At 56.9% G+C, this 19491-nt stretch carries 23 protein-coding genes; 3 read left to right on the top strand and 20 right to left on the bottom strand.

Features of this window, described 5'->3' with window-relative positions:
- Nucleotides 1-7: 7 nt before the first annotated feature.
- The 3 genes from I2D83_RS02765 to I2D83_RS02775 all read right to left on the bottom strand — a co-directional run bounded on the left by I2D83_RS02765 (nucleotide 8) and on the right by I2D83_RS02775 (nucleotide 2254).
- Nucleotides 8-943: a TIGR03756 family integrating conjugative element protein gene (locus tag I2D83_RS02765; RefSeq protein ID WP_205947489.1), complete on the bottom strand. Its 936-nt coding sequence runs from the start codon at nucleotides 941-943 to the stop codon at nucleotides 8-10.
- On the bottom strand, nucleotides 940-1374 hold the full coding sequence (locus I2D83_RS02770) for a TIGR03757 family integrating conjugative element protein (RefSeq protein WP_205947490.1): 435 nt from the start codon (nucleotides 1372-1374) through the stop codon (nucleotides 940-942). The genes I2D83_RS02765 and I2D83_RS02770 overlap by 4 nt, the downstream gene beginning before the upstream one ends.
- 139 nt (nucleotides 1375-1513) lie before the next feature.
- Nucleotides 1514-2254 (bottom strand): DsbA family protein, encoded by a 741-nt coding sequence (locus I2D83_RS02775; protein ID WP_205947491.1) that lies wholly within the window; start codon nucleotides 2252-2254, stop codon nucleotides 1514-1516.
- A gap of 196 nt (nucleotides 2255-2450) precedes the next feature.
- Here I2D83_RS02775 and I2D83_RS02780 point away from each other — a divergent pair, with 196 nt between their 5' ends.
- The gene (locus I2D83_RS02780; RefSeq protein ID WP_121247311.1) at nucleotides 2451-3062 is read left to right on the top strand and encodes a DUF6088 family protein; all 612 of its coding nucleotides are present in this window, start codon (nucleotides 2451-2453) and stop codon (nucleotides 3060-3062) included.
- Nucleotides 3055-4074, top strand: coding sequence for a nucleotidyl transferase AbiEii/AbiGii toxin family protein (locus tag I2D83_RS02785; RefSeq protein WP_205947492.1), 1020 nt, complete (start codon nucleotides 3055-3057; stop codon nucleotides 4072-4074). Before I2D83_RS02780 ends, I2D83_RS02785 begins: the two co-directional genes overlap by 8 nt.
- Here the strand turns inward: I2D83_RS02785 and I2D83_RS02790 are convergent, their stop codons facing one another.
- The 17 genes from I2D83_RS02790 to pilL2 all read right to left on the bottom strand — a co-directional run bounded on the left by I2D83_RS02790 (nucleotide 4075) and on the right by pilL2 (nucleotide 19002).
- Nucleotides 4075-6927 (bottom strand): conjugative transfer ATPase, encoded by a 2853-nt coding sequence (locus tag I2D83_RS02790; protein WP_205947493.1) that lies wholly within the window; start codon nucleotides 6925-6927, stop codon nucleotides 4075-4077.
- Nucleotides 6927-7364, bottom strand: coding sequence for a TIGR03751 family conjugal transfer lipoprotein (locus I2D83_RS02795; RefSeq protein WP_205946759.1), 438 nt, complete (start codon nucleotides 7362-7364; stop codon nucleotides 6927-6929). The genes I2D83_RS02790 and I2D83_RS02795 overlap by 1 nt, the downstream gene beginning before the upstream one ends.
- Nucleotides 7345-8751, bottom strand: a complete 1407-nt coding sequence (locus I2D83_RS02800; RefSeq protein WP_205947494.1) for a TIGR03752 family integrating conjugative element protein — start codon at nucleotides 8749-8751, stop codon at nucleotides 7345-7347. The genes I2D83_RS02795 and I2D83_RS02800 overlap by 20 nt, the downstream gene beginning before the upstream one ends.
- On the bottom strand, nucleotides 8741-9643 hold the full coding sequence (locus I2D83_RS02805; RefSeq protein WP_205947495.1) for a TIGR03749 family integrating conjugative element protein: 903 nt from the start codon (nucleotides 9641-9643) through the stop codon (nucleotides 8741-8743). The genes I2D83_RS02800 and I2D83_RS02805 overlap by 11 nt, the downstream gene beginning before the upstream one ends.
- A complete protein-coding gene (locus I2D83_RS02810; RefSeq protein WP_039325559.1) occupies nucleotides 9640-10320 on the bottom strand; it encodes a PFL_4703 family integrating conjugative element protein in 681 nt (226 codons plus the stop codon). Before I2D83_RS02810 ends, I2D83_RS02805 begins: the two co-directional genes overlap by 4 nt.
- Complete coding sequence (locus I2D83_RS02815) at nucleotides 10317-10715, bottom strand: TIGR03750 family conjugal transfer protein (protein ID WP_205947496.1); 399 nt, start codon at nucleotides 10713-10715, stop codon at nucleotides 10317-10319. Before I2D83_RS02815 ends, I2D83_RS02810 begins: the two co-directional genes overlap by 4 nt.
- Nucleotides 10716-10727: 12 nt before the next feature.
- On the bottom strand, nucleotides 10728-11084 hold the full coding sequence (locus I2D83_RS02820) for a TIGR03745 family integrating conjugative element membrane protein (protein ID WP_205947497.1): 357 nt from the start codon (nucleotides 11082-11084) through the stop codon (nucleotides 10728-10730).
- Nucleotides 11085-11104: 20 nt separating this feature from the next.
- The gene (locus I2D83_RS02825) at nucleotides 11105-11338 is read right to left on the bottom strand and encodes a TIGR03758 family integrating conjugative element protein (RefSeq protein ID WP_048257629.1); all 234 of its coding nucleotides are present in this window, start codon (nucleotides 11336-11338) and stop codon (nucleotides 11105-11107) included.
- Nucleotides 11335-11715 (bottom strand): integrative conjugative element protein, RAQPRD family, encoded by a 381-nt coding sequence (locus I2D83_RS02830; RefSeq protein WP_205947498.1) that lies wholly within the window; start codon nucleotides 11713-11715, stop codon nucleotides 11335-11337. Before I2D83_RS02830 ends, I2D83_RS02825 begins: the two co-directional genes overlap by 4 nt.
- Before the next feature lie 128 nt (nucleotides 11716-11843).
- Nucleotides 11844-12944 (bottom strand): pentapeptide repeat-containing protein, encoded by a 1101-nt coding sequence (locus tag I2D83_RS02835; RefSeq protein WP_205947499.1) that lies wholly within the window; start codon nucleotides 12942-12944, stop codon nucleotides 11844-11846.
- A gap of 95 nt (nucleotides 12945-13039) precedes the next feature.
- Nucleotides 13040-13789 (bottom strand): TIGR03747 family integrating conjugative element membrane protein, encoded by a 750-nt coding sequence (locus I2D83_RS02840; protein ID WP_205947500.1) that lies wholly within the window; start codon nucleotides 13787-13789, stop codon nucleotides 13040-13042.
- The gene (traD, locus tag I2D83_RS02845) at nucleotides 13786-15945 is read right to left on the bottom strand and encodes a type IV conjugative transfer system coupling protein TraD (protein ID WP_205947501.1); all 2160 of its coding nucleotides are present in this window, start codon (nucleotides 15943-15945) and stop codon (nucleotides 13786-13788) included. The genes I2D83_RS02840 and traD overlap by 4 nt, the downstream gene beginning before the upstream one ends.
- A 4-nt stretch (nucleotides 15946-15949) precedes the next feature.
- Nucleotides 15950-16429 (bottom strand): integrating conjugative element protein, encoded by a 480-nt coding sequence (locus tag I2D83_RS02850; protein ID WP_457810200.1) that lies wholly within the window; start codon nucleotides 16427-16429, stop codon nucleotides 15950-15952.
- A 56-nt stretch (nucleotides 16430-16485) separates the two neighbouring features.
- Entirely contained in the window at nucleotides 16486-17076 is a 591-nt protein-coding gene (locus tag I2D83_RS02855) for a transglycosylase SLT domain-containing protein (protein WP_039325579.1), read from the bottom strand.
- Entirely contained in the window at nucleotides 17058-17864 is an 807-nt protein-coding gene (locus I2D83_RS02860; RefSeq protein ID WP_476739475.1) for a TIGR03759 family integrating conjugative element protein, read from the bottom strand. Before I2D83_RS02860 ends, I2D83_RS02855 begins: the two co-directional genes overlap by 19 nt.
- Entirely contained in the window at nucleotides 17786-18436 is a 651-nt protein-coding gene (locus I2D83_RS02865; RefSeq protein WP_205947502.1) for a hypothetical protein, read from the bottom strand. The genes I2D83_RS02860 and I2D83_RS02865 overlap by 79 nt, the downstream gene beginning before the upstream one ends.
- Entirely contained in the window at nucleotides 18433-19002 is a 570-nt protein-coding gene (pilL2, locus tag I2D83_RS02870; protein WP_205947503.1) for a PFGI-1 class ICE element type IV pilus protein PilL2, read from the bottom strand. Before pilL2 ends, I2D83_RS02865 begins: the two co-directional genes overlap by 4 nt.
- 50 nt (nucleotides 19003-19052) lie before the next feature.
- Here pilL2 and I2D83_RS02875 point away from each other — a divergent pair, with 50 nt between their 5' ends.
- Nucleotides 19053-19220 carry a hypothetical protein gene (locus tag I2D83_RS02875; RefSeq protein WP_434221036.1) on the top strand — a complete coding sequence of 56 codons (168 nt, stop codon included), beginning with the start codon at nucleotides 19053-19055 and terminating at the stop codon, nucleotides 19218-19220.
- The last annotated feature ends 271 nt before the right edge of the window (nucleotides 19221-19491 follow it).

Consider the following 19491-nt stretch of genomic DNA (forward strand, 5'->3'; position numbering starts at 1 on the left):
TATGTCCTCAGTTGAAATCTACGCTGCCAAGAAAGGTCTGGCCGCGTCGCTGGCAGCAGCTATAAGGTCGCCAGAGTGCCCAGGCGTAGTTGTCTTGCTGTGCCTGAGTGTGTGTTCCGTTGTGTGGGAAGACCGTGCAGGAAGAGGAGGAACGAGGGGCCAATTCTTGCCATTTTCCGGTTGCAGCATCGCTTTCCATCAGTGCGCCTGCCGGCCAGTAACCGTCGCGTGCGTTGGCGAGCAGGGGTTGGTATACGTGCAGTTGCCCTCTGCGGGTCACGATATCGCCCGCCCGCTGGGCGACCACGGCGCTGGCCTTGTAGCTGTCCACCTGGTGCAGGAAACCGCCGCGTGGATAGACGTTGCCCCACAGGTTCAGTGCGGTGCGTGCGCCGATCTCGCGCATACCGGGGATCAGCGCCTCGGGGTACACCGCTTCGGGAATGTTGTAGCGCCACGCGATGGTATCGAGTGTGCTCAGCAGGTACGGCATGAAGGCGGTGCCAGCACCATCGCAGATGGTGCCTGATGATGCGGCAAACTGACTGAACACCTGGCCGCCGGGGTGGCCGATCACGTCTGCGTTACGGAAACTGGAGAGATTGTTCTCGTTGCCATGGTTGCTGGTGCCGTCACCACCGCTCCGGGCCGTGGTGTTGGTTTGGCTCATGGCGCGTACTTCAAGCCATGGATTCTCGCCGGTATTAGCGTAGCTCGACACTACGGCGTCGGGGACGTAGTGTCTGACTTTGACGGAGGTACGAACCGTACATCCGAACTTGGTGCAAAGCAGCCAGTAGCAGATCCCGGTGACCCGGTATTCCAGGCAATCAGGGGATAATGATGAGGAGATGATGGCAGCGGTGTTGAGGGCAAACGAGGAACTGGCTGCCGTGAGCAAAACGGTGGCAAGACTGACGCGCAGGCGGCGGGGGAGTCTCATGGCTGAGCCCTCCTGTATGTGTTGATACGCGCCACTGCTTTGGCGACGTCAGGTTCGCCATAAACCACATAGCGTTGATCGACGATGACGGCTGGAAGGGTGGTAATGCCCAGGCTCCAGGCATCGACAACATCCTGATAGGCCTCGTTGATGCGTTGCTGCAGGGCTGTACCGCCTTCTCTCAGGCGTTGTTGCACAATGATGGTGGCGTGTGCCGGGTCTTGGGGGAGGTTGGCTGCCAGTTCGGCCTCTATGCGTGAGGGGCTATCCAGTTCGATGAGCCGGGTATTGCCCAGGTTCTGAACCGGGTGTCGTGTGTCGCTGACGACAACTACATCTGCGGCCTGTGCCAGTGGGCTCAACAGGGCAGTCAGCATGACGATGGCAAGCGTATGCCACCAGAATGAAGAGGTTGAAGCGGGAGCCAGCATAGTGGAGCACCATGAAATTGATCATGGAGGTAGTCGACTCCAACTGGCCTCAGGAAGCGACAAACAATCAGGACGTGGTGCTCCCCTGTTTTAGAGAGCGTAAAAAAGTATCGAATCCCTCTGCTCTGAAGGCCACAGACTACCTGGGCGTGTGGTCAATGATGTCAGCAGGCAATTTGGGCTCCTCATCCGAGGCTTGTGGGGCGGAGAGCAGATCCAGCGCCGATAGCAAAGCATCCCCCTGTACTGGACCTGTCAGTAACATGGCGCTGTTGGTCTGCTGGTCGATCAGCCGCAGTGATGGCGTAGCCTGTACGCCTTCCTGGTGTGCCTGTTCGACCTGACGGCGGATCAAGTGGTGGGGCCATTCGCTATCCATGCAGGACCGCATCGCCTGATTCAATCCGGGGGGCGTGGTATTCGGTGGCAGTCCCTCGCCGTTGCCTCGGGTGTGCTGGTAGATCCAGGTAATCATCTGCCAGTAGGCATCGTGACCACCGCTTTTGCCGGCGCACTCTGCCATGCTGGCCAGGTGCGATGCTGCAGGTTCATGCGAACTCAGGATCAGGTGATGCCATTGCAAACGAATATCGTGTTGCTGCGCGACCCAGTGTGTCAACTCAGGGTAGTAATCCTTGCAATAGGGGCACTCCAGATCCGCGTACAGGATCAGGGTGAAACGGGCATTCGCTGTGCCTTGATGCCAATGAGAAACGGATGGGTCGGGTGGCGAGTTTACACGGCCACTTATTGGATGCGAAGGTCCCTGAGGCACTGGAGCATAGAGACGCCAGATCAGCAGTATCAGGATGGTGAGTATCACTATGGTCGTGGGCCATGCCAGACGGCGAAGTGTTTCGATCTGAAAAATGGTGGTCATTTTTACGGTAGCTCCGGGATGGATAGGGACAGTGCCGATAGCTGAGTCGAACATGATTGGATGGTGGTGTAGAGCAACAATCCGGTATCTGCGAACACGCTTTCCCGCCATGGATGATGGCGTCTTTTTAGGGGGGCTTTGCAGCATTGCGACGTGTTAGATTTTTTTATAGAATATCTAACAAAAGGAGGCTGTCATGAGTACATCCCAAGCCATTCGAGAACGTATCGCTGCCCAGTTGGCAGGCGAGCCTTTCACGCCTGCTCTTTTTGCCGGGTTGGGGTCGCGTGCGGCTATTGATCAGGCGCTGATGCGGCTTAACAAGGCTGGCAGTATTGAGCGCATCGGCCATGGTTTGTATGTCGTACCCAAAGTGGGTCGCTTTGGCATCAAGACGTTGCCCGCACCTGAGCAGATAGCACATACACTGGCTGATGCGGAAGGGGCGACGATTGAGATCCATGGTGCCGAGGCCGCACGGCGTTTTGGCTTCTCTACGCAGATGCCTGCGCAGGCGGTGTTCTATACCAGTGGTTCGTCCCGGGCAGTCCGGCTAGGAAAAATGACGGTCCGATTGCAACATGTTGCCTCACGCAAACTGGTATTGGCCGGCCGACCCGCAGGTCAGGCGCTGTCGGCGCTCTGGTATCTGGGGCGTCATCAGGTCACGTCCGGTACATTTCGACGGATCGCACAAAAGTTGGCACCTGCTGAATTTCAGGCTCTGTGTTCTGCCAAGGCGTCGATGCCTGCATGGATGCTGGACGCATTGAGTGGCTATGAACGCAGCGAGGAAAAGTATGTCTGATACGTCAGTTGTATCCTATTTTGATTTGACGCCCGTTGAGCAGGCCGAACTATTGAATGGTCTGGCTCCGGGACTGGGGCGTCGCGCCGAAATTCTGGAGAAAGACATCTGGTTGTGCCAGATACTGGGCGTACTCTTTGCGTTACCCTGCTGCAAGCCGATGGCCTTCAAAGGAGGGACGTCTCTGTCGAAGGTGTATCAGGCTATCGAGCGTTTCTCCGAAGATATTGATGTCACCATTGATTATCAAAGTCTGGTGTCGGATGTGCCCGAGCTGGCCACACTGTCCGGAAACAAGCGTCGCAAACTGTCTGACACGCTCAGGGATACCCTGGCTGCGCATGTCAACGGGGAACTGGTGCCAGCACTGCGTGCGGCATTGCGACAGAGCCTTCCAAATCACGAAATCACGATTGAAATCAGTGATAATGCAGAAGAGCTCAGGCTCTATTACCCCAGTGCAGTGGAGAACACCGATCCCTATTTGCGGCCCAGTGTGTTGATCGAGTTCGGCGGCAGAAATGCGACCTTTCCCCAGGATGTGCTGACCATCGTGCCGGACATTGCCGCCTATGTGCCGGGCTTGGTATTTCCAACGGCGCAAGTTGCCGTACTGTCGCCGATGCGTACCTTTTGGGAGAAGGCCACGCTCATTCATGTTGAATGCAACCGCCCGGAACTGCGTGGCAGTGCTGAACGGCTGTCGCGGCATTGGTACGATCTGGCGCGGCTTGCTGACCATGATATCGGTCGTCAGGCTTTGGATGATATCCCGCTGTTGCAGGATGTGCTGAACATCAAAGAAACCTTCTTTCGCAGCAGTTTCAGCCATTACGATCGCTGTCTGACAGGGGAACTGAGGCTGATCCCAGATGTGGCGCTGCTTGATGCGTTGAGACAGGATTATCAGGCGATGCTGAACGCCCAGATGTTCTATGGTGAGATCCTGTCGTTTGATGACATTGTTGAACGTTTGACCCGCCTGGAGCGGCAGATCAATCAGCCCCGCTGATTACCTTTGCGCCATGGGCGTGATACCACGCGCATGATCAATCATTTCGGCCACTTTGAACGCGGCATCCAATTCGCCAATGCCGAACTGCTGCATCAGTTGGTAGCGTTCGGCTTTTTCCTCGGGCTCGGTCTGCGCCAGGGCGAGATAGAGACTGGGCGGTACGGCACGGAAGAGCACTTCCAGGTTCTTGGAGAGGATGACGCCTTCTGTGAACTTGCCAGACTCTTTGCGTGCGGACAGCATCAGCGCCTTCTGCGCGGGTGTCAGCTCCCTGAACTTTGCGATTTTTTCCACCTCGTCGGGTGGCATCGACAGGCAAATCCACCACTCGATCATGTTGAGCATCGGTTCTGCGGCCTTTGGCAGATCGTCGATGTTCTGCGTTGCGAGCCAGAACCATGCCCCAAGTTTGCGCCACATTTTTGTGACCTTCACGACGTAGGGCGAGAGCAAGGGGTTTTTGGTGATGATATGGCCTTCGTCCGTCACGTTGAGGATAGGGCGGCCCAGGAACTGGTCGCGCTCGGCGATGTTGTTGACGGTATTGATCAGCGAGATGTAGGCGATCGACAGTTGTGCATTGTAGCCTTCGCGTGCATAGGTTGCCAGGTCGACCAGGGTGATGTCGGCCTCGGGCCAGGGGGTGCCGTCGCGGTCGAACATTTCGCCGTCACTGCCCTGGCAGAACATATCCATCGCGTCGGCCATCTCCAGCAAACGGGCACACCGGATTTCTGGCAACGTGGTGTCATGACCCCGTTCACGTAGCGCATCGCGCACATCGCGGGTCAGCACGGTACGGTTGGCAGCGACGCAGCGCTGAGCGGCATCCAGAATGCATTGGCGGATCAACGAGCGATCGGCGCGGGTCATGCGGGCTTCTTCCTTGTCTTCACCCCCCGTGATCATCAGGCGTGCCGTGATCTCCAGTTCGCCCAGCACATCGCGTTGTTCGTCGGCCTCGACTTCCTTGCGCTGTGGTTCGTCATCGAGTTCATCAGCATCGAGTGTTTGTACATCGCTGGGGGTTTCGATGAGTCTGCGGGCATCGGCGAACGGTGCGAGACTGACGCCAGCACCTGGAGCGAGCTTGATACGGTTGACAGTCAGCCCTAAACGCCGGGCGAACTCGCAGAACAGCCCGAAGGAATTGCCAGCCTCCACAATGAAGATCCGTGGACGATAGATGGCGGTGACCTGATTGAGCAGGTTGTTGAGGGTGGCGCTCTTGCCCGACCCCGTCGGGCCGAACAGGAAAAGGTGCGCGTTCATCTGCCGATCCAGGCGGTTGAAGGGGTCGAACGTGATCAGGCCTCCACCGCGATTGAAGACAGTGATCCCCGGGTGACCTGTACCCCGGCTACGTCCCCAGGTCGGTGAGAGGTTGGCCACATGCTGGGCGAACATCAGTTGTGTGTACCACTGTTTGCGGTCCTGCGCCGGGTTGTACATACATGGCAGCCAGCGCAGGTAGGTGTTGAGCGGCGCGACCTCGTCCTCTTCGCGTACCGGCTGCAGTCCTGCGCCCAGCATCACGTTGGCCAGTTGCAGTCCTCGGCTGTCGAGTTCTTCTTCATCCTTGCCACGCAGGTAAAAGGTCAGGCTGGCACGGTATAGTTTGTGGGCGCTGCCGATCAGTGAGCGCGCCTCTTGCACATCCGCCAGGGTTTGTTCGGAGGCCAGCGTTTCGCCAACGGCTTTCTTTGCCAGATGATTCAGGTGTGCTTCAAGTACGTCCTGTGGTGTGGCAACCAGTGTCAGGCACATCATCGTGTCTTCCGGCATCTGGTCGAACAAGGTGTTGATGGCGTCGCCTTTGCGATTCTCGCCTGTCATATGACCCACACTGGGCGGTGTGCGCAGGCGGTCGGTCGTCATCACCCGATGCGGCATGCCGTCAAAGTACCACTCGCCCCGGGCCGTATCTGAACGTGGCTGGCCGAAGAACAGTCTCTGGCTGAAATCGCACCCGGAGGCCAGCTCGATGTCGTTGACGTCGTGGGTGTCCGGGTAGGCGGTCAACTGGTAGAAGCGTTCGCGGTCTTCGGCGCTGGGGCCCAGCAGCGTGGGGTGTGGGTTGAACCAGCGCAGTAGCCAGTTGTGGATGTGCGGTGCGTCCAGACGCTGTGCGCGGATACCTGCGTTGGCCAGACCACCGCTCAGGCGATCACAAACCACATTCAAAGCCTGTTCGGGCATCAGACCACGTCGCGTCGTGCTGCCTGCTGTGCGGCGATAAACGACCATGCGTACCCGTCGAGTTTGCCCTCGCCAGGGCAGGTGCGTGACCGTCGTATCCTCGAACAGGCCTCCCGCCTTTGCTACTGCGCGCAGGTGATGTGCCATCGAATGCAGATAGAATTCGGTAAAGCTTGAGCTCTGCGCACGTGGCTGGATGTAGCCCTTGAGGGTCTGCAGGTACTGATCAAAGTTGGTCTCGTCCTGAGCGTAAAGTTGCAGTACCCAGGGATTGTCGTCGAGCTCGTCGAAGCTGTCCTGCAGCGCGTTTTCCAGCGCATCCCGTGCCTGGGCCAGCCAGACCGGCTCACGGCCTTCTGTACCCAGCGGGGTCAGTTCAAAGAAGGCGGCGACTGAGACACCATCCTCCAGCAGCATACTTTGTGATTCGGGCAAATATTCGACCCAGGGCAGCAACGCGACAAACGATGGGGCCACCTCGTACAAGGCCTTCTCATCGGCCTGGGTGGCGGGACGGCTCCCCCTTACGCTGGTGGTACCGGGTTCGGGAATGCCTGCCTGCTGTAGTGTATCGATGTGGCGCTGCCAGCCGTCCGGCTGTTCACCTTTGGTCGGCACAGTGGGCTTGCGCCAGGGAAGCGACCAGACCATCAGTAGTCCTCCGTACGTTCGCCCGGCATTGCGTATTGCACACGCTGGTAGAGGGGGAAGATGGTGGTGTAACCCGGTACAGGAACCGGGTCTGTCCCCGCCAGATGCGGGAACACGTACATCAGCAGGTCGGGGTTGGGCAGTCGCTGAAACTGGCTGCGTACTTCATTGGCGGCGGTACGCGTGTAGTATGCCTGTTCTGCAGGAGCAGCTTGCCCATCCGCATGGCTGAGTGGACGGCGCAGGCTCTGACGGGCATCGAGCAGTTGGCGATAGGCCATCTGTCCCACTCGGCCTCCATTGCCGCTCTCTTGCTGCCAGATGTCCTGCATGGTTCGACCCCCATGGGGTAACAAGTCTTCCTTGCTCGTGGCGCAGCTGGTCAATACGCTCACGGATAGCATGATTGCCAGCGGTTTAGTCCAGTTCGAGCGCATGGCTTTCTCCTGTACGATGGTCGACCTTGCGGCCTTCGGTGTCGTAGTCAATGGCGAGCGGTTTTTCGAGGTGAACGGCGACGTGTGCGCCGGGCTTCACATAGACTGCTGCGAAGGCCTGGCCATAGAGTTTGTTGACCCAGTCAGACATGTCGCGTACGCCGCCGGCGAGAATGCGGCCCACAGCCTCGTTGCTGCTGATGCCCACGGTGCCGATGGAGCCGTCGGCACCGGCGTAGGACATCTGACCGCTGTCCGAATCGATGAAGGATGCCGCGCCTGCGCCTGCTGCGGTGATCAAAGCCTGTGTACCGAGATACTGCTGGGCATTGCTGCGGCGCTCGCCGGACACGCACGGGATACCGTAGGGGTCACTGATCCACCCGAGACCGTTCTGGTCATTGCTTTGCTGATGACTGCGTTCGCTGTCTTCCGGAATGGTGCGGATGGTGCCGTCGTGGAAAACGAAGGTGATTGAGCGTACCTGTCCCCTGACGCATGAGAGCGTCCAGTCGCCGGACGCGGTGCCACTGAACACAGCGCCAGCCACATCAGGGATATCGATGCCGTTGGCCGTCAGATTGTCGGGGCCGACCAAGACTTTGAAGGGATAGGGGTCATTGACGGTGCCATCGATCGGTACGCGGCCAATCAAGGCTGTCATCGCGACTGAACCCATCAGTGTTGAATTGGTGGGGACGGTGTAAACGGCCCTGGCGGGGTTGGCTCTGGTCGCGTTTGTGCGGGTACTGGTGACGCTTTCGACCGTGGTGTCCAGCGTCTTCTGGGCGGGCCCGAAACGTGTCGGAAAGTTCAGCGCAGCGTTGCCATGACGGCCATCAGTCTGTCTGGCATCGTCAGGCTCTACCCAGCGGATCGTGGCCTCGTCGCTGAATCCTTCAGCATCCCCGTCTCGCAGGCCAAGGCCGACTGGCAGGTCGCCGTGACCGGCGTTGCCGATACTGTCCAGCCGCCGTTGCAAATCTGCCAGCAGACCCTCAGCTTGTTGGCGCTCGTTGTTGAGTTGCTCCTGGTCGCGGCGAAGGCTGGCCCGCTCGGATTCCAGTGTGGTACTGATACGCTGGTCAATGGCACTTTCACGTTGACGCAGACGCTGGTTTTCTTCTCGTTGTGCCCGGTTGTCGGTGGTGGCGGTTTGTAGCTCAGTGCGCAGTTGCCGAACCTGGGCCACCAGCGTCGCGACAGTATCGCGTGGCGTGTCCCCTTCGATGCCCAATGCCTTCATTTCCTCCGGGGTGAGCTGGCTGCCCGTCTCTGCCGTAGCAGAGGACTGTGTGCCGCCACCAGAGAACAGGCGGATGCCAACGAACAGGACCAGCAGTGCGACGGGGATCATCAGCCATTTCAACAGACCGTTACTGCGCATGATGTACCTCCGTTGTCGGGGGCGTGTTGGCAGGCAAGTGCATGGCAGGATCAAAGCGCTGGATGGCGGGCAGTAGCGACTGCGGCAGTCCGTGCTTACGGGTAACCAGATACAGCACCGTGGTGTCTTCGGGGGAGCCGCGTGGACCGAGCGCCGTATGTTGGAAAGTGGCGGTGAGGAAATCACCTTGCAGTGCGCGTGGATCGAGTTCAACCCAGCCATTGCCTGTATGGGTCAGTCGCACGGCAGTGACCCACTGATCTTCCAATCGCCATGAAGCCAGCGCTTTTGCCTCTACAGGCAGTGTCGGCAGCAGCGTATCCAGTGGCAGGTCGTGGCGCAGGCTGATGCGCATTATGCCGGGCACAGGCTCTAGGGTGCGTAATGGTGCGTACAGGCTTTGTGCGGCGTAACGTGTGAGTACCACGGCTACAGGTGTTTCACGTTGCGCCGGTCTGGCCTGATCTGCCGTGGGGGCGGGGGTTGCGTTGTCTGGCGGCTGACCATAGCGGGGTGGGGTGGCATTACCCTCAACGATGCGTATCGGCTCAAGTGCTGACTCGCCGTCTTTGGCTGGTGTGGCCGCAATGTCGAGCAGGATCAGCGCACCGCTGTCGGCGTCCTGCAACTGCAATCGGGTGGGTTCGATAGGCTCGCTGGCACGCAGGTAGATGGCTCCACCTGCGCTCTGTACACGCAGACGGTCGCCGATGCTGGCCGGGACGCCGACACGGACATTGCGATCTACGAACACGATGCGTTCCTGCCCAACAGAAAGTGGCACGGCAAGTGGCAGTCGCTCCCAGCGCAGGATTTCCACGGCATGGAGCGCAGGAGTCTGCACCAAGGCCATCAGCCCCAGCCAGATGAGACAGAGACGACGATGTTTCATGGGGTTTCTCCTTGTGTGCCCAGGCCGCCACGACTGGGGGCTTCCTGTGCCGAAGCTGCGATGCGCTGCGGGGCACCGTCATAGCAGTCCAGCATGAGGCCGAACGGGTTACGGGCTGGATCGATATCTGCACGTGTGACTTTCACGGGATAGCGCACCAGAGCGCGTTTGACCTGCTCCGGGCCGTGGTACTCGTCGGCACTGAGGTCGAGTGTGACGACCCAATCGCGGTCAGAGACCACGCGCACCCGTGCTGTAGGGTTATCGCCATAGCCGCGACCGGGAATTTCGTAGACACCGCGTACACGTTGCCGCAGTTCGCCCGTGCTGCGGCGATAGTCGTAATCTGCCTGCAGAAAGGCACGGCATGCCGGGGTGAAATATGGTGATAACGCATGGAGGTTGCGCGTGTAGTCCTCTTCTCCGTTAGTCGGCCAGCGGTTGAGTTGCTGGAACACGTAGAAGGTGAAGGCATAGACCGATTCGGGGGGCACTTCCCACCAGGCCCGGGAACTCCCCGAACGCAGATCAGGGGGGACATGGATCGTCAGATCGCGCGGTGCGCTCCACCAACCGGCACCCATGACCAGTGCCACCAGCAGTAAGGCGCTGGCACCGATGCGAAGGGTCTTGATGTGCGCTTGTAGATGCGTGACTTCGTTCTTGAATCGGCTCATCGCGTTGTCCTTCTATTCGACCAGGAGCCTGAACGCGTGATCAGCAGGTGTCCGCCAACCCAGCCTGTGAGCGGCGGGTAGCGAGTCGTGATGTGCCATTGCAACTGACGGTACAGCCAGGTATCAGGCCGGCCGCGTTTCTGTCGTCGCAGGAAGCCGCCACCGATGAACACGCCGCAGGCGATGCCCAGCACAATGCAGGTCGGTGCCAGAGCGATGGTTGAAAGCAACCAGGACAGCGGCACGCCGATAATCAGCCCGGCGCTACCGGACAGGCCGCAGCAGATCCACAGCTCATCAGCCGTCAGGCCGCGTACCACCACCGGATGTCGATTAAGCCGATGTGGCAGGAACGTGATGGTGCCGTCCGTACGAACATGTGGATGCTCTGACATGCCCAGTCCCTCTTACAAAATGCCGGTGGCTTCGGTGAGCAGCCAGATGCCGATCACCAGCAGTACCGCCCCAACGGCGACTGTCAGGCCGAATTGACCCCAGGTTTTCTTGCCGTTGTGGATTTCGGCGTAGGTGCCGTAGGCGTGATAGCACACGCCGATGAACATGCTGGCGACCACCAGAAGAGCCACCAGCAGCACGATGTCGTAGCCGTAATTGCGGATGGTTTCCATAATGCCGCCACCGGTGCCCCGAGACGGGTTTTCCAGTTGCGGCAATCCTTGGGCGAACGACAGGGCAGGTAAGGTAAGACTCATGGCCAGTGCTGCATGTTGCGGGAGACGAGCCGGAGAGAAGTGGTGTTTCATATGGGATTGCCCCTTTCTGGTTACGAGAGCAGGAAAAACGTCAGCACGAGGTACATCGCGATAAAGCGCACGATGACACCGAGGAACTGACGCTGGTTGAGCTGGTTTTCGGCCCAACCGACGTAGGCGGTACGGATGGCCCATGCACCCCACAGCAGCAGCACCGCGAATACAACACCGATGAAAACGGCGGACATGGCTGCAGGTGTGATGCCGCTATTGGCCTGGAAGGCGTTGATTTGTGCGGCAGTCATGGCTGGTCCTTCAGGAAGGTGTCGCCGTGTTTTGCTGTCGATTCCTGACGGTAGTTACCGTTCAGTTCGGCAAGGTCGCGTGGCTGGGCGCGGGACGGCGTGAGATGAGCCTGGATACCGATGCGTATGCGAGCAAGGTCATCGCGTAGCCTTGGGTAGTCGAAGTAATAGCGTTCGCCTGGCTCTGCGGGGGTTCTGGATGCGCTCTGCACGACGAGGCGTTCCAGTGCGTCGAGTTGCCTTAGTGCAGTAGCCAGTTCCTGGCGTTGTGCTGGTGTGTCGGCATGAGCAGGGAACGAACTACCCAGTATTAGGGCTGCGGAGAGAAAGATGGGCGCGCTGCGGCGTACAGCGCGAAGCTGGGCTGGGAGAACCATAGCTCCATTCCTCGGTTTATTGAGTAATGGCGTTATGTTGGTGGAATGCGTGCAGCAAGGCTGCAAACAATGGGAACTGTGCAGTTACCGGATTAATGATAAATGGTGCGATGATGCACCAATTATCATTAATCTAAAATTTTGAAAGTTAATTTTGTATTGTTAGGTAGTGGATGCTTGATAAGTCCTTGCGGTGGTCCATCTGAAGTGAATAAAGTGGACAAGACGGTAATCAATCCGCCTAGCAAAACATAGCCATAAAGTACTTGAATTATTATTATAATCTGGGCTATCGAACTGTCAGCAGCATGCATGTCACCAAACCCTAAGGTTGTCATTGTTACAAATGAGAAATAGATGCTGCCTATTGGGTCGTAATGTTTTAGTCCGTTGATTAATGATGGGAAAAGAAAGTATATCATTGAAAAAAATAGATTTATTGAAAAAAATGATTTGATGATTTGTTTTATGGAATGACCATAGTCGGAGTAGCTCCAAAATTTTTTTACAAAGAAAGTGCGTGTTTTCCCTTGTTTGCGATACCAATCTTCCCAGTTATGCCTCCGGTTGCAGTATTGTAATGTTTGCCTTAATCCAGTTGAGTAGTTTGCTGCTTCAAATGAAATGCTCCTAAAATCTGTTTCGTGTGATACATAAAATAAATCGAAGTAAGTTTCGTTGTTAAATTTTGCATTGCGGAAAATAGTGCCGCAAAGGTTCATCCGTAACTCTTTTTGAGCCACTGGATTGTAACCACCGCCAAATAATTTGGCACCTTCAAGGTTCGCTTGATAGAACTGCGTCTCATAGAATTGAGATTCGAAAAATTCTGCATTTTTGAGATTGGCCTGAGTAAGATTTGCTCTCATAAAATCAACTAGAGTGAACTTGGCATTTTGGAACTGCGCCTTACATAGATAGGCTTCATTGAAGAAACAGTTGGCGAACTCAGCATGCTCAAAATCTGAATTAATCAGATTGCATTCCGAAAAATCTACCCTGACCAATTTTGAATTTCTAAATGTGGCTTCGCTCAGATTTACACCAATTCCACTTGCACGATAAAATTTTGCATCAGTGAAATTGATCCCATCAAAGTTGGCTCCTTCAAGCCTAATTACGCCATCTAGATTTTCAATGTAATTATTCCATTCAGTAAAGTCTTTTAGTTCGGCGCATTTTAAAATCAAGGTATATTGCGCCATGTTCAAGTTTTCGCTGTCTTCCATAATTATTTCTTTGAGATGTAAGTTGAGTGGTGTGAAGTAGCTTTATATCCGTCTTCTGAATCCCTTCGCAACATAATTTCACCTAAAAAATACAGCTAAAGATACTTCTTAAAACTACTCGCCGTCAGAGCCACCGCGACGCCCAACAATGCAACTCCGGGCAGCAGAATCATCAGTGGATGCACTGATATCGGCAGCGCCAGATAGGTTACCCAGGGCAGCACAGCCAGCGGCAATAGCGCTGCCTTGGCTCTGTGGTAAACAAATCCTGATTCCCGACCTGCACCAAACCTGCGTACATCGCGCCGCACCAAGCCATCAACCAGGCCCACAAACACAGCCACGATAATGAGTGGCAGTGTCAGTACCAGGACGAACAGGCGCACCATGAATGTCAACGTGGTGAAGGCTGCGGCGATCAGATAATTTTCTGACCACACATAGACTTGGCTCATGAAGTAGCGGAAGTCGCGCGTGGGTGTCTGGCTGGGAGCTCGCGCACGCTCGGCGGTCTGCTTCATGCGCTCAAGCAGTCCGGTCTTGACGAACATCCATTCATAGCCGGTGTCGATGAGCTGGTGTGCCGTGCGGCCCGGCTCCTGCACGATGACGCTACGGGTAAAGTTATTCGACAGGTGTCCCAATTCGTATTGCAGCATCGCCTGCGAGTGTTGCCAGCCCTGGTCTTTCCAGAAAAGATGCATACCTGCGCATTCCACGATGATAGAAATCAGCAATGAGCCAATCAGCACTCCCACTAACCTGAATGGCAAGATAATGACACTGGCCAGCAGGCTTTTCCGGCGTGTCTGCTGATGTTGTGCCGTAGCCGCTGGATCGCTCATAGCGCTTTACTCTCGTCGATAATAGGGTCGGCACCCTCATCAAGCAGTTCAGGCGGTAGCGCTTGCTCCTGTAGTGTAGGTGAGCCCTGGTTCTGCCACCATTGACCGGTATCGGTGTAGCTTTGACGCATGTAGCCTGCCAACTGCTGAAGATCCGTCGGCATGATTTCATCTGGATCGGGGGCGGGCAGGGGCATGCGGACTTTCCACAGGTTGCCACCCTGTAGCAGTGCAAAGCATTGCCCTTTCGGAAGTTGAACGACGTGTGACGGCTCAATCATCGGCACGCTCGACATGCTGATGCGATCCTGTGTGTTGCTGGTGAAGTCGGTTTTGGCGTGGATGTCGGAGCTGTCTGTCGCGCCGCTGACTACGGTCGTCGTGTAGACCTCCACCTTGGGCAACTGTTTTGTGAGCAGTTCGGCGGTGGCTGTCTCGCGCACGCGCAGCATGAACAGGTTGTTGAAATTGCCGACGACCTGACCGGCTTTGGCGCGATTGCCGATGCGGGCTTCAATATCACTGAGGGTTTGGGTATAAGCGGTGACCTGGATGCCAGCACCGCCGCCTTTGTTGATCATCGGGATGAATTCGTCTCCCATGAGTTCATTGAATTCATCGGCATGAACATTGATCGGCACTTTGGTGTCAGCCGATGCACCGGGCAGGCCATCGTCGATGCCGAATTTATAGATGTGTCCGGCCACAGAGACCATATCGCTGAACATTGAGTTGCCCACCGCAGCTGCGACTTCGGCATCGGAGAGCGCATCGAGTCCGACGTAGACGACCGCGCGTTTCCTGATGATCTGCATCCAGTCGAAAATCGGCCTGGGGTCACTCAGATCCGAGTAGTTCGGTGCCAGCAACTGGGCGATTTTGCCACTGGTGAGTTTTTCAAGCAGAGGCAGCAGGCTGGCGACGATCTTGTCGAAATAGGTTTTGTCGTAGCGAACCGCTGATCTTAGTCCGTCCAGTACGGGGTCGTAGTTACGGGCCTGGCTAAGATATTGTTCAAGGGCAACCACGCGCTTTTCGCGACCGATCATGTTCCTGGGAATGTTCTTCTCGTTGAGCTTGGCTTCAATCTGGACGATGATCTCCCAGGCTTTCGGTTCTGTGCGGGCGAAGTAGTGTTGGGCGTACTCGATGAACAACGCATCGATATTGATGACATGGCGCTGGATCAGCAGGTAGTCCGGTCGTTGCCCCAGCTCGATCAATGCGCGTGCAATCACATTGACGAATCTCCAGGCAAATTCTCTGAATGCAGCAGAGTTACCCTCCCCGGAAAGCTGCCCTGCGATGCGGGTCGCGACTTCACTGATGCGACCAAAACGCCCCACCGCGTTGTAACGGGCACTGATCTCCGGCCACCCTAGATGAAACACGTAGAACGCATTCTCTCTGCCTGCACGTCTGGCCTCGACGAACATTCTTTTGAGTAGATCCGCGTCGCCTTTAGGGTCGAAAACAATGACCACTTCGTGCTCGCCCAGGTGATTCTTTCGACGAATATCCTGGGTGATGAATAATTCAGCCAGCCGCGTTTTGCCTACGCGTGTGGTGCCCAGTACCAGGGAGTGACCGACACGCTCACCCAAGGGCAGACTGACGTCCACCTCGTCAGGCTCAATACCATGCAGGCGCGGTAAGCCGCCAACGGGCGGTAATGGCCGCACCGGATTGAGCGGTATATCCCAGGTCGTAAGACGGGGCAGTTGCGATAATGGAAATGGTGCAAACTCCAGCCGCTCCTCCAGACGTCGGGCCAACTGGTAGGCGGATGTCGGCTCTACATAACGCCTGAACTCAGGCCGATAGGTTTGCATCAACCGGTGAGTGTGTTTTTGCTCCCAACGAAATCCTTTGCCAATGAACAAGCGTTGTTGGCTGACTGGCACGTCGCGGCTGGTCATCACGTAACGCGGCAGGCGACGGATATTGCGTCGGTAGCGCAGGATCACCTGTGCATCGCGCCAGCGCAGTGTGCCAAAAATTCCGAAGGCCAGTGCGCTGCCGATGCCTATGTCCGGACTCAGCGCGAGAGACCATGGAGCCGTCAGACACAGCAGTGCGGCTCCGGCGCAAACCGCAACGGTATAGAGTTCTACAGGTGGACGCAGTAGTACCTCGACCGGCTGAGACTGTGCCATTGTGTTATTGCTCAATGCCCGTGCTGGTGATGAGCACGGGGTAATGCCGCAGGCCAAGTCGCTCAGCCAGGTCATCGGCCGCCACTGGCGCGAACTGCAAATCTGGTGCGATAGCACGCAGGCGTGCCAGGCCGTCTTTGGTCTCGACGTTGACCACCAGGCCGATGGCACCTCGTTCGTGAAGTAATACGCTTTGGCGCTGCAGCCACGCATGGGATGCCTCATCGTCGCCGACCAGAAAGAACGGTTGCAGGCCCGGTGCGTCGATGAGCCGGCGTGCTACGGTGCCTGGGGAGAGCTTTGTGCTGCGTACTGGCAGCATGTCTGCTTCGGTTGCTGGATTTACCTGTATCGGTGGTATGGCAATGGGAGGGCGTGGAGTATCGGGTGAACGTACCTGAAGGTTGAGTGCCTCGTAGTACGGCAGAGCAGAGGCCCCACCGTGGTCTTCCACCACAATCGGCGGCTGTGTTGCGTGAATCAACGGCGATACGGTGGTCAGTGTCAGGAACAGGCCGTATGCCGTCTTGATGCGGGTCATCATGGGGTCGTTTCCTTGCTGAGAGTGGTGGGGACAGTTTGCTGCGGCCCCAGTACGCGTTGAAGGTGTTGCGACACACTGCGCCGGTAGCGTGCCGCAGGCGCACCGCCAGCAGGCCGATGGTAGCGGCCCATTGCCAGCAGCCAGTCCTCGCCGGGGATATGCTGCTCCTTGAGGATCTGTGCAGCGATCGTCAGGTTGTTGTACGGATCGAGTAAGTCGCAGGGCTGGCGGTAGCGATGCTTTTGCCAACCGAGATTGATCTGCCCCAGGCCTACGTCAATGCGGGTAAGTGGTACGTCTTGCAGGGCCTGGTGTACTCCTGCACAGGCCTGCGCCTGGCTGGTGTATCGGCGAGACTGGCCTGCCACATTCAGCGACCACGGCCACGGCACGATACGTTCTGCACGGCGCACGCCACTTTCCTGCAGCGCCACCGCATAAAGGACGACAGAGGGAACACCCGCGCGTTGAGCCGCCAACTGGTAGGCCGGTGGGGGGATCTCCTGGGCCTGAGCCAGGCCAGCCATCAGTATGCTTACCAGCAGAGTCCACCTTCGTTGCATGGATGTCAGGGCTGACGCTGCCATTGACCATTTACCTGTCTGATACTGGCGGGCAGGTCTCCGGACAGCCCAAGAGACAACCAGCGACCTGCGTCGTGGTTCAGAGTGATGGTGCTATTGCGTACCAGCTCTGGGTCAATCTGTGCGCGTCTGGCCCAATCCCGGATGCGTACATCGTCCTGGCGTGAACCGACCATATACAGGTCGAAGGGCGTGCCGGAGGTCTGTAAGCGCTGCACAAGTTGGGTGCATGGCTGGCAATTTTCCTTGACGAACACCGCCGTGCGTCCGTTTCCGGTTACCGTGTTTTTGTTGAGTCCGGCATCAGGCAAATTTACCCGCAGCAGGTCGGGATTCTGTCTTTGCCAGGCTTCATCGTACGCTCGCTGATAGGCCAGCAGTTTTTCAACACGACGTGCTTCTGTCTGTACTTGTAGTTCGGCATAGCGTTGTCGCTCGTCGTCACTGCGGGCCTCGATGCCCAATGCTGATAGTGGGTCGAGGTTGGGTGAGTAGGTGCCGAGGGGCCCCTCCATGAGTTCGCGATAGCGCAACCATTCGTCAGTGTTCAAGCCCCAGTCCTGCGCCAGACGTTCGTCCCGGTGCTGTTCGACCTGGGTCGCTACGATACGGGATTGCATCGTGGTGGAGGGCTGTGCCATCGCGGACATTGTCAGAGTGGCCAGTGTGGCAGTGAGGAGGATCGTCATCAGACGTTTCATGGTCTTCTCCATCAGGGGATCGCCAGGCGTCGTGTCTGCCCGGCACGGCTGAAAATTGCGGTGTCGCCATCGATGGTTTCCAGTCGCCACTGGCTCACGGTTTCACCGGGTAATACAAGCTGGATTTGCTCAGGTGCGGGTTCTCCACTGGCCGGTGCAATCGATACCATGCGTTGTCCTGCGCGCAGCTCCAGACCCAGGATGCGAAACGGGAATGGCATTTTCCTGGGCGCGGTAGCAGCAGGATTGGTGGTGCGGCTGGTGGTTGGGGCGCTTTGAATGGCTGCTTTCTGTTGAGACTTGAATTGCGCCAGCTCATCACGAAGCGTTTGCACGACTTGTGTGGAGGCGTAGTTTTCCTGCTTTTGCTCCATCTGAGCAATACGCGTTTCCAGACTTTGTTGCATGCTTCGTAAGGCTGTTGCACTGGCAGGGAGAGGGCGTGCTTCAAGAGCCCGTATGTTGTCGGCCAGCTCTGTCAGCCGGCCTTCCAGTACCCGAACTTGCTGCAGGCTGGCATCCACCTGCTCGCGTTTGACCAGATCGGCTGTTGCGCGATAGTTCAGGACGGCAAAAGCAGTCAGAACACTCAGCCACACCCAGACCAGGAGTCGGATGATCATGGTTGAGGTGTGCCTCAACCTGATGGCGGTGTTGTTCATGGTTGCCCTCCAGCATGAGGGAGGGGCTTAACTGCATCGGCGACCTGAGTGTCGCCATTTGCTGTGCCAGCGCCAGCGTCGATATCGGTGCGTTTGAAACACACTTGTCGCGTACGGTTATCGACGTACATCGCCCAGTACGGCCCGGCCAATGTAAGCAATGTCTCCCGCAAGGTCATCGGGCCGAGGTGTAGATGCGCAACGGGCAGTGGCAGTGAATAGAGTTCAATAATAGACTGGGCTGTTTCGCAGAGCTGGTAGCCACTTCGCTTGAGCGCGTGCCGCAGGCCGTCACCCACGGTAGCGCGGGAATGCTCGGGTATTGATACGTCAATCACCTGCAGCAACAGATCACGCTGCGCCGCATCGGGAGCCAGTTCGACCAGGGTATAGCGTCCGTAACGTACAACGGGAATGAAGTCCGACGTAGCGTCGGGAACCGAGGTGACCGCTTTGATGGGCGGAGAATGGGGCGGGGCAGTGGTTGTTGTACATCCGCTGCTCAAGGCTGCAATGATCAGCAGGTGACTGACAAACAGCCGCCGGATTGAATGTGTTGGTGACATGGTTCAGCTCTCTATAGCGATGAGCTGTTACCTTCGTCTGAGGCGTGGGTTTGATCAGCAAAGAATGCGGATTGGGTGCCTTCCTATTTTTGTATCAAGGTACAGGACGTGAAGTGGCCGGGTATGGCCGCGTTGATGAAGACGTGGCCTACAAGCAGACCGGGGTGAACCGAAACTTTGGCGTATTGCGCAAGATGTTCAATCTAGCCGAAGTATGAGGACTGCGCTCGGACGGCACGGGTCAATACTGTTATGTTCCGATGTGTCCGCCCGCAATCGGTTCTGGTATATGTGGAATTGACTGGAACAGCTAAAACAGTTTATGAAGGTAGCATCACCATTCTTTGGTAATCGCCATGGTCTGGCTAAAGTGGAGTGGTAATATGTAAAGTTATTTAGGCGGAAGTAACAGAAACCTGAACGGAATTTTATAATGTCAGTTATCAGTTAAAACGGCCATTGAGTGGCTATGAAGCTTCGGGAGCTCCC

This window comes from Pectobacterium aroidearum (genome assembly GCF_015689195.1).
Lineage (GTDB): Bacteria > Pseudomonadota > Gammaproteobacteria > Enterobacterales > Enterobacteriaceae > Pectobacterium > Pectobacterium aroidearum.

What these genes read in the sequence shown, in the direction of transcription:
- I2D83_RS02775 (WP_205947491.1), bottom strand. Translation starts at nt 2,254, where the DNA reads ATGACCACCATTTTTCAGATCGAAACACTTCGCCGTCTGGCATGGCCC.
- I2D83_RS02795 (WP_205946759.1), bottom strand. Translation starts at nt 7,364, where the DNA reads ATGCGCTCGAACTGGACTAAACCGCTGGCAATCATGCTATCCGTGAGC.
- I2D83_RS02770 (WP_205947490.1), bottom strand. Translation starts at nt 1,374, where the DNA reads ATGCTGGCTCCCGCTTCAACCTCTTCATTCTGGTGGCATACGCTTGCC.
- I2D83_RS02800 (WP_205947494.1), bottom strand. Translation starts at nt 8,751, where the DNA reads ATGCGCAGTAACGGTCTGTTGAAATGGCTGATGATCCCCGTCGCACTG.
- I2D83_RS02820 (WP_205947497.1), bottom strand. Translation starts at nt 11,084, where the DNA reads ATGAAACACCACTTCTCTCCGGCTCGTCTCCCGCAACATGCAGCACTG.
- I2D83_RS02830 (WP_205947498.1), bottom strand. Translation starts at nt 11,715, where the DNA reads ATGGTTCTCCCAGCCCAGCTTCGCGCTGTACGCCGCAGCGCGCCCATC.
- pilL2 (WP_205947503.1), bottom strand. Translation starts at nt 19,002, where the DNA reads ATGTCACCAACACATTCAATCCGGCGGCTGTTTGTCAGTCACCTGCTG.
- I2D83_RS02805 (WP_205947495.1), bottom strand. Translation starts at nt 9,643, where the DNA reads ATGAAACATCGTCGTCTCTGTCTCATCTGGCTGGGGCTGATGGCCTTG.
- I2D83_RS02780 (WP_121247311.1), top strand. Translation starts at nt 2,451, where the DNA reads ATGAGTACATCCCAAGCCATTCGAGAACGTATCGCTGCCCAGTTGGCA.
- I2D83_RS02840 (WP_205947500.1), bottom strand. Translation starts at nt 13,789, where the DNA reads ATGAGCGATCCAGCGGCTACGGCACAACATCAGCAGACACGCCGGAAA.
- I2D83_RS02825 (WP_048257629.1), bottom strand. Translation starts at nt 11,338, where the DNA reads ATGACTGCCGCACAAATCAACGCCTTCCAGGCCAATAGCGGCATCACA.
- I2D83_RS02865 (WP_205947502.1), bottom strand. Translation starts at nt 18,436, where the DNA reads ATGAACAACACCGCCATCAGGTTGAGGCACACCTCAACCATGATCATC.
- I2D83_RS02855 (WP_039325579.1), bottom strand. Translation starts at nt 17,076, where the DNA reads ATGGCAGCGTCAGCCCTGACATCCATGCAACGAAGGTGGACTCTGCTG.
- I2D83_RS02785 (WP_205947492.1), top strand. Translation starts at nt 3,055, where the DNA reads ATGTCTGATACGTCAGTTGTATCCTATTTTGATTTGACGCCCGTTGAG.
- I2D83_RS02815 (WP_205947496.1), bottom strand. Translation starts at nt 10,715, where the DNA reads ATGTCAGAGCATCCACATGTTCGTACGGACGGCACCATCACGTTCCTG.
- I2D83_RS02835 (WP_205947499.1), bottom strand. Translation starts at nt 12,944, where the DNA reads ATGGAAGACAGCGAAAACTTGAACATGGCGCAATATACCTTGATTTTA.
- I2D83_RS02765 (WP_205947489.1), bottom strand. Translation starts at nt 943, where the DNA reads ATGAGACTCCCCCGCCGCCTGCGCGTCAGTCTTGCCACCGTTTTGCTC.
- traD (WP_205947501.1), bottom strand. Translation starts at nt 15,945, where the DNA reads ATGGCACAGTCTCAGCCGGTCGAGGTACTACTGCGTCCACCTGTAGAA.
- I2D83_RS02810 (WP_039325559.1), bottom strand. Translation starts at nt 10,320, where the DNA reads ATGAGCCGATTCAAGAACGAAGTCACGCATCTACAAGCGCACATCAAG.
- I2D83_RS02790 (WP_205947493.1), bottom strand. Translation starts at nt 6,927, where the DNA reads ATGGTCTGGTCGCTTCCCTGGCGCAAGCCCACTGTGCCGACCAAAGGT.